Here is a 12454-nt window from a genome sequence, read left to right as displayed (position 1 = left end):
CTCGATTGGCATGGCCCTCAAGCGAGGAGCGTATCTGCGAACCTCGACCAGGAATAGTGATCCGCATCAGCCGCGATGTTCGGCCGGAGCGCGCGCGCTGTCTCCGCCGTCACCTCTTTGTCGAGGATCTGCGTCAGCATCGGGACATCGCCATTGTCGAAAAGCCATCCGGTGTGTCCGTGCCGCACCCGGTCATTCAAGCCGGGAATGTCGCTGGAGATGATCGGACGCCGGTAATGTTGGGCCAGTGCATGCACACCGGACGCGCTCGCGCTGCGATAAGGCGTCACCACCGCGTCGCAGCGATGGAAATATTCGGCGGCCTCTTTGTCCGACACGTAGCGCGCGACCAGTTCCACCCGATCCGCGATCCCAAGCCGCGCGATCAGCGCTTCCGTCTCCTCGCGCCCGGACCAGAATTCACCGACGATCGACAGGTGGATATCCCTGTTTTCCGCGCGCGCCATTGCCTCCAGCAATAGGTCCAGCCCCTTGTAGGGCCGCACGATGCCGAAAAAGAGCAGCTCGACGGACCCGCGGCGCGCCAGCCGCCCCTTGGCTTCGGGATAGTCATCATAGAGCGGGTGCGGAGAGACGCGGGCCGGCACATCCGGAAACTGGGAATGAAGCGCTTTGAACAGGTTGGAATTGTGGGTCAGAAAGTAGCTTGATTGCGACAGCTGGAACCGCGAGACGCCCGCTTTCCAGCGGCTGGTCTCATGGTCCTCGGCATTGTGAACGATGGTGGCAATCCGCGTCCCGCGCCGCCGCAGAGATCGCGCGACATAGCCGAGGCCCGGCGCGACAAAGAACGTCCATGCGGGGAGAACCAGAAGCTCTGGCCGTTTCGCGGATATCTCCGCTGCCGTTCTGCGCCAGCTCAACGGCGAAACGGAATTGAGGCTGTATCTGGTGCCCAGCGGCGAGGCATAGGTGCGCACGTCCGCAAGCGTGTCCGAAGCGCCCGGAAACAGCAGCGGCGGATACTGTTTCGAGAAGGAAAACACCGAAAGGTCCACATCGGCGCGCGCGGCCAACTCGCGCGCCAGTGCCGTGCTGTGCCGCGCGATACCGCTCCGGTAAGGGGCCACGGGTGCAAGCAGGCACACGGGTCTGGGGCGTTTCGCGTCACTCATGTGCGCAATCCACAGACAAGCGTGTTGGCAATCGAATGTTGGCTGACCGGCATCAGGTCTTCGCTATGCCTTTCAATGATTTCAGGGCAAGGCGGGGTTGCCGCGCCACTTCCGAGACGAGGTAGGGAAGATGGCGCCGGCCGTGAAGCAAAAAAGCCTGAACGGTCGAGTATCCTCGGATACCTTCGCCGCGCGTCAGGCAGGCATCGGCAAGAAGGCTTGCGGTCATGCGCCGGAGCCAGCTCCGGTGGCCCGACGTCGGCGCGCTGTCCAGATCATGCTGCAAAAGCGCATCGCAGCCCGCCACCGCAGCCCTGATCATGTCGGGATCTGCCTTGCGCTGGTAGGTGAACATCTGCAGGAGCGGCTCGAGACCCTCGACCAGAGGAGCCGGCAGGCGTGCGTTCAGGTTCCCCAGGGACGTGACCCTGCTGTATTTGACCTGCTCGAGCCGTTGCAGCGCCGTATTGGCGTTTGCGTGGCGGCGATATTTCACGAGCGGTTCCCCGAATAGATGCATCTTCCCATGTGCGCTCAGGGTCGACCAGAAGGCAAAATCCTCGGCCGTCGGGAAGGACTCATCGTAAAAATGCCGGTCCCCGTTGCGCTTCACTCGCCTGAAGAAATAGGTCGGAGCTGCGGCCGGCGGATAGAAGCCGTTGACCCATCTGATCTGCCAATCGTCCAGCGTCCGGTTGCTGACGCGGATGGTGCGGCCGTTTGCGTCGATCAATCTGTACCCGCAGGCGACCGCTTCATGGTCCGGATGGTTTTCCAGAAATTCAACCTGACGCTCCAGCCGGTTTGGCAGGCACACATCGTCTGCGTCGAGCCGGGCGACATATTTTCCGGTGGCGGCATGCAGGCCGACATTCAACGATCTGGTAACACCAAGGTTCTTCTCGTTTTTCAGCAGGCGGATGCGGCGATCTGCCAATTCGAAATCCGCCAAAATCTCTGGGGTTGAATCTGTGGATGCGTCATCGACGACAATGAGTTCAAAATCCGAAAACGATTGAGAAAGAACGCTCTCCATCGCTTCGCGAATAAAGTCCGCACCATTAAATGCAGGTATAATTACAGATACAAAAGGCATGTATCAAAAGCTAAAATTTTTTGTGATTTTTCTCATACGGAAAAACAAAAACTCCCTCTCTTCAATAATTCTTGCCGTCAGCGACAGGACATATTCACGGCAATACCACAAGAAAGCTGCAAAGGTGGCCGGGTGACGAATGGCTTTTCCGCGGACGAGGAAAGCATCAGTCAGCAGTCCGGCTGTCAGCTTTTTAAGCTGTCTGGACTGTTCCTTCTGGTCGCCCGTTTCGATCCGGATCATCTGCCTCATGGCGACCGCACCGATCCGGATAGAGTTTGAAGTTGCCGCCTCTCCGAGAAAGTAGCTTTTCGAAACAGAGTCCCACCCTTCGATGGTTGAAGCCGGCATTGTGCTCATATGAAAATCCCTCGCAAATGCGTAGCCATTCTCGCGCTGAACGGTTCGGTTGTTGCTCGTGATGTTTGCATCATGCGTCCGGTAACTGATCAGCGTCTCCGGCAGGACGCAGGCCTTGCCCGCCGCTATGAGCCGCAAACAAAGTTCGTAATCTGCCGCCACCCTCAGGTCATCCCGGTACCGAACCGGCGTCCCGTCCGGAAAAGCGGCCCGGAAGCACATGCTGGGATGCTCGACCGCCATACGGAACCGAAACACCCACCGGACGAGCGGGTCTGCGGCGCCTTTCAGTTTCCGGTAGCGGACCGCGCCGTTCTCATCGATCGACTCGTAGCTGGACGCGACAAGCATGTGATCGGGATGCGCGTCCAGAAATCCGACCTGCTTGGCCAATCGGTCCGGTCGCGAGATATCGTCTGCATCCATTCGCGCAATGAGCGGCGCCGCGGCCAGTTCCAGGGCCCGGTTTGCACTGGCATAGGCCCCGACATTGCTATCATTGCGGATGACGCGAACGCGGTCATCGCGTGCCGCATATCCTGCGAGAATCCCCTGCGTCCCGTCGGTCGAACAGTCATCGACGGCAATGATCTCGAAGTCTTGCAGCGTCTGGGCCAAAAGGCTGTCCATCGCCTCCGGCAGGTACCTTTCGGCATTGTAGGCGGTCAGGATGACGGATACTCGAGGGCTCATGCCGGCTTTCACGTTCGTTCTGATTGCCTTTCAGGACGCTGTTGCCGCAGGAAATACAGCGGCTGTCCAGCCCTGCCTTTGCGGCGCGTGGGTCGCCCCTTGACGATGATGGAGACCGGGCAGGACCGTCAATTCATTTCTGGCGCACCATGAACTGCAACACCGACGGGTCGAACCGCAGCTGCGACCTGACGGCCGCATAGAGGAACAGGTTGGACGCTGCGATCCCCGCGACCAAGGCCCAAACCGCACCGGCGACGCCCATGTCCGGTATCAACAGGAAACCGACCAGTAGATGAACCAGCAACGCCACGAACTGGCCGGCGAGTGCCGTTTTCGTCGCGCCCGTCATGGTCAGCAGAATGGCGACGGGCCCGCAGGCGGCGCTGAAAACCTGCGCGGCGACGACAAGCCAAAGGAAGCTTGCGCTAGTGACAAACGCCTTGCCGAAGACCAGAAGCAGGATCGGGCCGGAGCCTGCGATGAGTATGCCGAGGACCGCCGTTACAACGGTGGTTGCGACCGTGAAATAGCGCGTGAGCTTCCGGAGTTGCTCATTGTCGCCCCGACTATGGCAGGCAGCGATGCGCGGCGCATAGCGCATGCCGACAGCCTGCACCCCGATCAGGATAAGCGGTGCGATGCGGGCAATGGGCTGGTAGAGGCCTGCAGCTTCCGCCCCGGCCAGAGATGCCAGCAGGATCGTATTCAACTCGATCTGCAAGATCGCCAGAATCGACAGTCCGGCGAACGGGAGCGCAAGTCGGATGTCTGACACCTCCACCTTGCCCGGCCAGCCGATCAGGCCTTTCGATTTCATCATCAGGAAGGTCGACAGCGCGACCAAAAGCAGAACCGTGGCAGAGGCCAGCAGGACCGAAATCGGTCCGAATTGCCGGCCGCTGGCGAGCATCGCCAGAATGACGAGCGAGACAAGCGCCGGGCGGAGAACGTCAATCGGACCCTGGGAGAGCAGGACATTCTGGTGGCCTTGGGACACGCCACGCAGAAACAGCAGAACCGCAATCGGCGTAACAAGAATTGCCGACAGCACGGACACAGCGCGAATATCGTCGTCGACAATGTCCGACCCGAGGAAGGTCACGGCAATCAAGGCGGAAACAACGATTGCCGAAACGAGTGTCGAGGACAGGGCAGACCCGAGAAACTTCGCCAGAGTCTGCGGGTCGCCTCTGACCTGAAGAAAGGCGATCTGTCGAACGGCCAGCTTCCCCAAACCGAGAGTTGCAACGGTCGCGGCCACGGTCGCGACCGACAGGCCGAATGCCAGCGTTCCGTATCCTTCCGGCCCCAACAGGCGTGCCGTCAGGACAGCCTGACCGAACAGGATGCCGATCGAGATCATACGCGTGACAATGCTCGTTATGGCCCCTCTGGCGATGGGCCCTTGAAGCAATTCCCGTGATCTCGACATTCTGGGCGTCATGCGTCTGGTATCATTGGCATCAGGATGGTGTGCGCTCCTGACTCACCTACCAGCTATCTGGGCGGAAATCGTTAGGCAATTTCGTGGCGGCCGGTATCCTCTTTTGTCCTTCCCCTTTGAAACCGGGCCATAAAGCCGGGCACAGAAACGGGACATTGGATGGCGCAGACCCTGCTAGAATGACCAATGCGCACGCGGCGTGTATCGGTCATTTTTGGAGGGGAAGAGATGGAAATCCATGAGGGCGGATGCCTCTGCGGACAGGTCCGGTTCCGGACAGCCGGCCAACCGCTTCGGGTGACGATCTGCCATTGCCGTTTCTGCCAGAAGGCGACCGGATCAGCCTATATGGTCGAACCGATCTTCAATGCGGGCGACCTTGCCATCACCGCGGGCGCGCCCAAGACGTTTGACCGGGTATCGGAAGGGTCGGGCCAGGCGGTTCACGTCCATTTCTGCGCGCGATGCGGCACCAAACTCTGGCTGAGCTTCGACCGGTTCGCGGACGTGGTGGGTGTCTATGCGGGCGTGTTCGACGACCCGTGCTGGTTCGAGATCAGCCCGGCCACGGCACGGCACATCTTCGTGGATGCTGCACGCGAGGATAGCGTCCTGCCGCCCGGCTTTCCGGTCTATCGCCAGCATGCCGTCACGAATGACGGCGCACCCTGTGAAGCAACCGTCCATGACGGATTTCACTTGGTCGGGAGAGGAGGTCGCTGATCGCTGTCTCCAACAGCCGCACCAGTCAACGCTGGAACCGATGCTCGGGAAAACTGGCTGGGGTGGTAGGATTCGAACCTACGGTACACGATACCAAAAACCGTTGCCTTACCACTTGGCTACACCCCAGCAGCAGCGTCTTCATAATCAAGTGCGGGTGCGGCTTCAAGCCGGAAACGGGGCGGCTTGCGGGGCAGGGCGCGGCGGTTTAGGCAGGGCGGATGGCACAAGCGCAGGCAGAAGCGGACAGGTTCGACGCGATCGTGATCGGCGCGGGTGCGGCCGGACTGATGGCAGCCGCCACGGCGGCGCAGCGCGGGCGGCGGGTGCTGCTCGTCGACCATGCCCGCAATCCGGGTGAAAAGATCCGCATTTCCGGCGGCGGACGCTGCAATTTCACCAATCTCGGAGTCGAACCGGCACGCTTCCTGTCGGGCAATCCGAAATTCTGCATCTCGGCTCTGAAACGCTACACCCAATGGGATTTCATCGATCTCGTGACGCGGCACGGGATCGCTTGGCACGAAAAGACGCTCGGACAGCTTTTCTGCGACGGCTCGGCCCGACAGATCGTCTCGATGCTGGTGGGCGAGGCGCAAGCCGCCGGCGTGCGGCTCATCCTCGGCCGATCCGTCTCGGATATCACGCAGAGCGACGGCACCTATCGCGTCACGCTGGACGGCGGCACCGTCTCCGCGCCGAAACTCGTTGTCGCCTGCGGCGGCAAGTCGATCCCGAAAATGGGCGCATCGAGCTTCGGATATGAGGTCGCTGCGCGGTTCGGCGTTCCGGTGACGGAGACGCGCCCGGCGCTCGTTCCGCTCACCTTCGCGCATCAGGAACTCGACCATCTGAAGCCGCTTGCGGGCCTGTCCTGCCCGGCGCGGGTCGGTTGCAACGGCACCACATTCGACGAGGCGCTCCTCTTCACCCATCGCGGCCTGTCCGGCCCGTCGATCCTGCAGATCTCCTCCTACTGGCGCGAGGGCGACAGCCTGCGGGTGCAACTTGCGCCCGAGACGGACATTGCAGATGCGTTGCGGCTGGCGCGCAGCCGGCGGGGCGGGCAGATGCCCGCGACCGTCCTCTCGCGGATCCTGCCCGAACGGCTCGCGCAGCATGTCTGCCAGCGCTGGGGCGGCACCGGCCGGATCGGGGACCAGAGCGAGACGCAGATTACAGCGCTTGCCGATGCGGCGGCCAACTGGGTCGTGACGCCGGTCGGATCAGAAGGGTACCGCACCGCGGAAGTCACGCTCGGCGGTGTCGATACGGATGCGCTCGACAGCCGCACGATGGAGGTCCGCACCGTCCCGGGGCTCCATTTTATCGGCGAGGTGGTGGACGTGACCGGCTGGCTCGGCGGCTACAATTTCCAGTGGGCCTGGTCGTCCGGCTGGGCGGTCGGGCAGGCGCTCTGACGCCGCGCCCGGCGCTCAGAGCCGCAGCGGGTCGGCTTTGGCGAGCGTGTCGAACTGCATCAGGCTGCCGACAAGCGCGTCCATCCGGTCGAGCGGGATCATGTTCGGCCCATCCGACGGCGCATTGTCCGGATCTTCGTGGGTCTCGATGAAGACGCTGGCGATGCCGAGGCTGACCGCGGCGCGCGCCATGACCGGCGCGAACTCGCGCTGTCCGCCCGACGAGCCGCCCTGCCCGCCCGGCTGCTGGACCGAATGGGTGGCGTCCATGACGACGGGAAAGCCGCTCGCCGCCATTTGCGGCAGGCTGCGCATGTCGGCGACCAGCGTGTTGTAGCCGAAACTCGTGCCGCGCTCGGTGAGCAGGATCCGGTCATTGCCCGAACCGGTGATCTTGTCGATCACGTTGGGCATGTCCCACGGTGCGAGGAACTGGCCCTTCTTGACGTTGATCGCGGCACCGGTCTTCGCCGCCGCGACCAGAAGGTCGGTCTGACGGCAGAGAAAGGCGGGGATCTGCAAGACGTCGATCGTGTCCGCCACGGTCGCGCATTGCTCTTCGGTATGGATGTCGGTGAGGACCGGGCAGCCAAGTTCCGCCTTCACGGCCTCCATGATCCGCAGGCCCTCGTCGATCCCGACACCGCGCTTGCCTGACAGCGACGTGCGGTTGGCCTTGTCGAAGGACCCTTTGAAGATGAACTGCGCACCGGTGCGGGCACATATCTCCTGCACCCGCGTCGCGATCATCAGCGCATGGTCACGGCTTTCGAGCTGGCAGGGACCGGCGATCAGGGTCAGGGCTTCGTCATTGCCGACCGAGACATTGCCGATGGCGACGGTTTTCATTTCCGGCATTCAGACACTCACTTGTTCGCGCAGGACCGACACGGTCAGGCTGACAAGAATGTAGATGGCAAAGAAGATCAGGAATGCCAAGAGCGTGTTTTCCAGCCGCTTCGGGTGGCTCGCCACATCGGGCGCGATCGGGGCGACCCCCATCGACAGGTAGAGCACCTGCCTGTTGGCTTCCACGCGGGAGGTTTCAAGCTGGGCCACGGCCTCCTGCAACAGAAGCTGGCGGGTGGCCAGTTCGGCCTCGGCTATGCGCAATTCCGCCGTCACGCGGGCGAGCGACTGGCTGCCCTCTCCGGTTTCCGTCAGCTGGCCGCGCAACGTGTTGATCCGGTTCTCCAGCCGCGCGATCTCCCCTTCGGAGAAGGCCACCCGAGCCGCATTGGGGCGGGCATTGGCCTGGATCTCCGCCAGGGTCAGATACTCCTGCTCCAGTTCCAGTTCCAGCGAGTTGATGACCGACATGCGCGCGGTCAGCTCCGCTTCCGAGCTGACGACGCCCAGTTCCTCTTGCAGGGACAGGACGCGGGCCTGCGCATCGCGCATGTTCTGCTCGGCCCGGTCGACGCTTTCCAGCGCGCCCTTCATCTGGTCGTCGCGCACCCGCTGAGAGCTCTGGTCGACCTTTTCCTCCGCATAGGTGATGAGCGCCTCGGCAAACTCCTGGCTTTTTTCGGGCGAGGCCGCTTTCACGCTCATCTTCACGATCCCCTCGGACGGGTCGAACCCGACGGTGACCGCGTCCTCATAGGTCTTGAACGCATCTTCCATCGACGCATCGGCCGGCAGGCGCTGGATCGGGTCGATGCTTTCCTGCTTGTAATGGTCGATGAATGCATGTTCCCCGTCGAGTCGCAGCATCGCCTCGCGCGAGGTCAGGTAGCCCTGCACCTGCATCGAATCCTTGGAATTGGCGAAACCGGTGCCCGACAGAAGGCTGGAAAACCCGGCAACCTGGTTCGGGCTGCCCGACTGGTGGATGACGAATTCGGTCTTCGTCTCGTAAATGTCGGTCGCGATGTTGAAATAGTAGTAGCCCACGACAGCCGTCGGCAGAAAGACGAAGAGCGTCAGGCGCAGCAGCATCCGCCGCAGACGGCTGCGCCGGCGCTTGACCAGATCGCGCTGGATGCGGGCTATTTCCGCCTCGCGCTGGGCGTCGGTCTGAAGAAGCGCATCGACCTTGTCCTGCGGCAGCATCACCTGCCCGGTCTCGGCCGTGCCGTCCTGCACCACGTCGGGCGTATGTTCGAGCAGATTGCGCCGTTTGGCCGACACGTCGATGCCGCGGTCGAGCAGCATCCGGTAGGCTTCCCGCCCGTTCTCTGGGTCGAGTCCGTTCTGGCGCGCAATCCGCAGTGCGCGGCGGAAATCGCGCGGTTTCAGGCCCGGCGGAAGGTCCTGCCGGGGCTGGTCATTTCCCTGCGGTTGCACATCATCGGGCATGGATACATCCCTGTCGTCTGTCACTGATCATACTGATACATGAGTTTGGCGCTACCAAGGCTGTCGAACATATGCAGCTTGCCATCCCGCAAGACGGCGGCAGTGCGGCAGAATTTCTCAAGAATATCAGCCTGATGGGATACGATGACCACCGTGGCGGTTTTCAGCCGCTGTTGCAGGATCTGCCCCGCGCGCTGGTTGAATGCGGCATCCGTGGTGCCGGGCATGCCTTCATCGATCAGGTAGATGTCGAAATCGAGGGCGAGCAGGAGCGAGAATGTGAAACGTGCCCGCATGCCCGAGGAGTAGGTGGCGATCGGCATGTCGAAATATTCCTCGATCGCGACGAGGTAGCGGCAGAAACTTTCCACATAGTCGGCGTCAAGTCCGTAGAGCCGCGCCACGAAGCGGGCATTTTCCGCCGCCGAATGGGCCGGGTTCACCCCGCCCATGAACCCGAGCGGGAAGGAGATGCGCGACGAGCGGATGATCTGCCCCTCATCCGGTTTTTCCAGCCCGGCCATCATGTTGATGAGCGTCGATTTTCCCGTGCCGTTGGGTGCCAGAATGCCCATCGAGCGGCCCAGTTCGATCCGGAAACTCGCCTGGTCGAGGATGACCTTGCGGCGGGTTCCGGTCCAGAAGGACTTGCTGACATTCTTGAACTCGATCATCGGGCGTCAGTCTATCGTTTTACAATCACGCGGTCAGGCTATCGGTCGAACCATTGCGGAAGCTTGAAGACCGGACCGGCCCCGTTGAACCCCGGTTCTCCGGCCTGACGGGCTGCATCCTGCACCGGACGCGGCGCGAAGGCCATGGCGCAATGCGCCGGCTTTCTCAGTTTGCACGGTCCTGTGGCCTCGCGTAGACCGGACGGATGCAGGGTGATCTTGACCATTTCGAAGCGGAGATATCCCGCTGCCGGATTTGTGCGGACCGGTTCGCCGCCACCCGCACGGCGCATGTGCCAAGGCCGGTGACGCGCCTGTCGGACCGCGCGCCGATCCTGATCGCGGGGCAGGCACCGGGCGCACGGGTGCATAACAGCGGTCTGCCCTTCGACGACCGGTCGGGCGACCGGTTGCGTGACTGGCTCGGCGTCGACCGCGCGACCTTCTATGATCGCGATGCATTTGCCATCCTGCCTATGGGCTTCTGCTTTCCCGGCTATTCAGCCAGCGGGTCGGATCTGCCGCCGCCGAAAATCTGTGCAGCCACCTGGCGGGACCGGGCGCTGGACCTGATGCCGCAGATCCGGCTGACGCTCCTTGTGGGCGGCTATGCGCAGGGCTGGCATATGGCGGGCGACCGGCGCAGTGTCACGGACCGGGTGGCAGGCTGGCGCGCGAACTGGCCCGCGCGGGTGCCGCTGCCGCACCCGTCCTGGCGCAACACCGGCTGGCTGAAGCGCCATCCCTGGTTCGAGGCCGAACTGGTTCCGGCCCTGCGCGACAGGGTCGCAACCCTGTTGCGGACCCCCGATAGGGGTTGATTGCCCGGCGGGCCTGCGGCATCGGTCGGGGGCAAGGAGCCCTGACCATGACCGACACACCGCTCGACCGCGCCCATGCCGCGATGGAGGCCGATCCGGCCAATGATGCCGCGCGGCTGCGCTTCTACGAACGGCTGGCCGACAGCGAATTGCACCTGCTGCTCGATGCCGAGCCCGAAGGCGACCGCGCGCGGCCGCTCGTCTTCGAGCTTGAAAGCGGCCCGACCGTGCTGCTCTTCGACCGCGAAGCGCGCATGGCGGCCTTTCTCGACGCGCCCGCGCCCTATCTGACGCTGTCGGGCCGCGCGCTCGTGACAATGCTCGCGGGGCAGGGCATGGCGCTCGGCCTCAACCTCGGTGTCGCGCCCTCCTCGATCCTGTTGCCGGCCGATGCGGTGGACTGGCTCGCCGCCACATTGCCGGATGCGGGGGAGGCCCTGGCCCTGCGTCCGGCGCGGTTCCTGCCGCCCGGCACCCTGCCTGAAGCGATCCTGACCGCGCTTGATACGAAACTTGCCAACATGTCCGCCGTGGCATCCGCCGCGTGGCTCGTGCAGGCCGAATATGAAGACGGGACGCGGCAGCATCTGCTCGCCCTTGTCGATGTGCCCGAAGGCGCGCAGGACGGCATTTCCAGCGCGGTGGCGGAGGCCTTGCGGTTTTCGGGTGTGGAGGCCGGCAGCCTCGACGTGACCTTCCTGCGCCGCGACGATCCGTTGATGGACCCGCTCGGACGGACCGGCTTGCGCTTCGACCTGCCGGAGTTGCACATGCCCAAAGCCGCCCCCCTGGCGCCCGGCATGGACCCGTCAAAACCCCCGAAACTGACCTGAAACGCGGCGATCAGTAACCGGCGCTGCGGTCGACCTGATGCGCCAGCGGCGCGCCGCGTTCATGGTTTGCAATATTGGCGATCACGCTCTGGGCCGCGGTATCGGGCCGGGTGGCCGACGCGATATGCGGTGTGACCGTGACGCGCGGGTGCGCCCAGAACGGATGGTCGGCGGGCAGGGGTTCGGTGCGGAACACGTCGAGCGTCGCATGGTCCATGCGGCCCGCATCGAGCGCGGCAAGAAGCGCCGCATCATCGACCACCGAGCCGCGCCCCGGATTGATGAAGACCGCGCCCTTCGGCAGCAGTGCCAGCGCATCCGCGTCGAGCAGCCCGTCGGTGGCCGCCGTGGCAGGCAGGAGCGAGACGAGGATCTGCGCCTCGGCCAGCGTTGCCGCCAGCCCGTCCGCGCCGTGGCGGCAGGTGATCCCGTCGAGCCTCTTTGCGCTGCGCGACCAGCCGTGGACGGGAAAGCCCAGCCCGACAAGCGCCCGACCCACAGCCGCGCCCAAAGCGCCGAGGCCGAGCAACCCGACCGGCCGGTGACGGGCCAGGGGCGGCACCACCTCGTTCCGCCAGACGCCATCCTGCCCGAGGATATGCCGGTCCATGCCGAGATGGTGGCGCAGCACATGGCCCGTCACCCATTCCACCATCCCCTCGGTCAGGCCGGGATCGACCATCCGGCAGAGCGGGACGGTCAGGCTCGGCGTGTCGACAATCGATTCGACCCCGGCCCACAGGCTCATCACCGCTTTCAGCCGCGTGTAGGGTGCGAAGTCGCGCAGGCCGCTGTCGGGCGCATAGATGATATAGTCGATCTCGCCGGGCGCGTCGGTGGCGGTGACCAGCCGCGCGTCGAGCCCCTCTTCTGCAATTGCAGCATCGAGGTGTGGGGCATAGTCGGTCCAAGCGTCGCCACCGGCGGCGAAAAGCAGGGTCAGGGTCAT

12 protein-coding genes and 1 tRNA gene are annotated in these 12454 nt (G+C 63.5%); 4 read left to right on the top strand and 9 right to left on the bottom strand.

The window, feature by feature from the left end; all coding sequences use genetic code 11:
- Positions 1-17 precede the first annotated feature (17 nt).
- From GSH16_RS04330 to GSH16_RS04315, 4 genes are all read right to left on the bottom strand, one after another.
- Positions 18-1136, bottom strand: coding sequence for a glycosyltransferase (locus GSH16_RS04330; protein WP_160852261.1), 1119 nt, complete (start codon positions 1134-1136; stop codon positions 18-20).
- 52 nt (positions 1137-1188) lie between these two features.
- Entirely contained in the window at positions 1189-2232 is a 1044-nt protein-coding gene (locus tag GSH16_RS04325) for a glycosyltransferase family 2 protein (RefSeq protein WP_160852259.1), read from the bottom strand.
- A gap of 3 nt (positions 2233-2235) precedes the next feature.
- Positions 2236-3297, bottom strand: a complete 1062-nt coding sequence (locus GSH16_RS04320; protein WP_160852257.1) for a glycosyltransferase family 2 protein — start codon at positions 3295-3297, stop codon at positions 2236-2238.
- A 121-nt stretch (positions 3298-3418) separates the two neighbouring features.
- Positions 3419-4720: an oligosaccharide flippase family protein gene (locus GSH16_RS04315; RefSeq protein ID WP_268893923.1), complete on the bottom strand. Its 1302-nt coding sequence runs from the start codon at positions 4718-4720 to the stop codon at positions 3419-3421.
- 240 nt (positions 4721-4960) lie between these two features.
- Here GSH16_RS04315 and GSH16_RS04310 point away from each other — a divergent pair, with 240 nt between their 5' ends.
- Positions 4961-5455, top strand: coding sequence for a GFA family protein (locus GSH16_RS04310; RefSeq protein WP_205523953.1), 495 nt, complete (start codon positions 4961-4963; stop codon positions 5453-5455).
- 54 nt (positions 5456-5509) lie between these two features.
- On the opposite strand, the gene GSH16_RS04305 is transcribed toward GSH16_RS04310, so the two are convergent.
- Positions 5510-5584: transfer RNA gene (locus GSH16_RS04305), tRNA-Gln, on the bottom strand.
- A 92-nt stretch (positions 5585-5676) separates the two neighbouring features.
- On the opposite strand from GSH16_RS04305, the gene GSH16_RS04300 reads away from it, so the two are divergent.
- Positions 5677-6876 (top strand): BaiN/RdsA family NAD(P)/FAD-dependent oxidoreductase, encoded by a 1200-nt coding sequence (locus tag GSH16_RS04300; RefSeq protein ID WP_160852251.1) that lies wholly within the window; start codon positions 5677-5679, stop codon positions 6874-6876.
- A 15-nt stretch (positions 6877-6891) separates the two neighbouring features.
- On the opposite strand, the gene kdsA is transcribed toward GSH16_RS04300, so the two are convergent.
- From kdsA to GSH16_RS04285, 3 genes are read right to left on the bottom strand one after another with little or no spacing between them, the layout of a single operon-like run.
- Positions 6892-7725: a 3-deoxy-8-phosphooctulonate synthase gene (gene kdsA, locus GSH16_RS04295; RefSeq protein ID WP_160853000.1), complete on the bottom strand. Its 834-nt coding sequence runs from the start codon at positions 7723-7725 to the stop codon at positions 6892-6894.
- 9 nt (positions 7726-7734) lie between these two features.
- Positions 7735-9177, bottom strand: coding sequence for a capsule biosynthesis protein (locus tag GSH16_RS04290; protein WP_160852249.1), 1443 nt, complete (start codon positions 9175-9177; stop codon positions 7735-7737).
- A 20-nt stretch (positions 9178-9197) separates the two neighbouring features.
- The gene (locus GSH16_RS04285; RefSeq protein WP_160852247.1) at positions 9198-9851 is read right to left on the bottom strand and encodes an ABC transporter ATP-binding protein; all 654 of its coding nucleotides are present in this window, start codon (positions 9849-9851) and stop codon (positions 9198-9200) included.
- Between the two features lie 206 nt (positions 9852-10057).
- Here GSH16_RS04285 and GSH16_RS04280 point away from each other — a divergent pair, with 206 nt between their 5' ends.
- Together GSH16_RS04280 and GSH16_RS04275 are read left to right on the top strand one after the other, a co-directional pair.
- The gene (locus GSH16_RS04280) at positions 10058-10672 is read left to right on the top strand and encodes a uracil-DNA glycosylase family protein (protein WP_160852245.1); all 615 of its coding nucleotides are present in this window, start codon (positions 10058-10060) and stop codon (positions 10670-10672) included.
- A 47-nt stretch (positions 10673-10719) separates the two neighbouring features.
- On the top strand, positions 10720-11505 hold the full coding sequence (locus GSH16_RS04275; protein ID WP_160852243.1) for an SseB family protein: 786 nt from the start codon (positions 10720-10722) through the stop codon (positions 11503-11505).
- Positions 11506-11515: 10 nt separating this feature from the next.
- On the opposite strand, the gene GSH16_RS04270 is transcribed toward GSH16_RS04275, so the two are convergent.
- Positions 11516-12454 (bottom strand): NAD(P)-dependent oxidoreductase, encoded by a 939-nt coding sequence (locus GSH16_RS04270; protein WP_160852241.1) that lies wholly within the window; start codon positions 12452-12454, stop codon positions 11516-11518.

This window comes from Oceanomicrobium pacificus (assembly GCF_009833495.1).
Taxonomy (GTDB): Bacteria; Pseudomonadota; Alphaproteobacteria; order Rhodobacterales; family Rhodobacteraceae; genus Oceanomicrobium; species Oceanomicrobium pacificus.
The sequence above is the reverse complement of the archived record's forward strand: the minus strand, read 5'-3'. Positions and strand labels throughout refer to the sequence as shown.

Excerpts from the sequence above, each read along its gene's own strand:
- GSH16_RS04330 (WP_160852261.1), bottom strand. The coding sequence starts at position 1,136 with ATGAGTGACGCGAAACGCCCCAGACCCGTGTGCCTGCTTGCACCCGTG.
- GSH16_RS04325 (WP_160852259.1), bottom strand. The coding sequence starts at position 2,232 with ATGCCTTTTGTATCTGTAATTATACCTGCATTTAATGGTGCGGACTTT.
- GSH16_RS04315 (WP_268893923.1), bottom strand. The coding sequence starts at position 4,720 with ATGTCGAGATCACGGGAATTGCTTCAAGGGCCCATCGCCAGAGGGGCC.
- GSH16_RS04310 (WP_205523953.1), top strand. The coding sequence starts at position 4,961 with ATGGAAATCCATGAGGGCGGATGCCTCTGCGGACAGGTCCGGTTCCGG.
- GSH16_RS04300 (WP_160852251.1), top strand. The coding sequence starts at position 5,677 with ATGGCACAAGCGCAGGCAGAAGCGGACAGGTTCGACGCGATCGTGATC.
- kdsA (WP_160853000.1), bottom strand. The coding sequence starts at position 7,725 with ATGAAAACCGTCGCCATCGGCAATGTCTCGGTCGGCAATGACGAAGCC.
- GSH16_RS04290 (WP_160852249.1), bottom strand. The coding sequence starts at position 9,177 with ATGCCCGATGATGTGCAACCGCAGGGAAATGACCAGCCCCGGCAGGAC.
- GSH16_RS04285 (WP_160852247.1), bottom strand. The coding sequence starts at position 9,851 with ATGATCGAGTTCAAGAATGTCAGCAAGTCCTTCTGGACCGGAACCCGC.
- GSH16_RS04280 (WP_160852245.1), top strand. The coding sequence starts at position 10,058 with ATGCAGGGTGATCTTGACCATTTCGAAGCGGAGATATCCCGCTGCCGG.
- GSH16_RS04275 (WP_160852243.1), top strand. The coding sequence starts at position 10,720 with ATGACCGACACACCGCTCGACCGCGCCCATGCCGCGATGGAGGCCGAT.
- GSH16_RS04270 (WP_160852241.1), bottom strand. The coding sequence starts at position 12,454 with ATGACCCTGACCCTGCTTTTCGCCGCCGGTGGCGACGCTTGGACCGAC.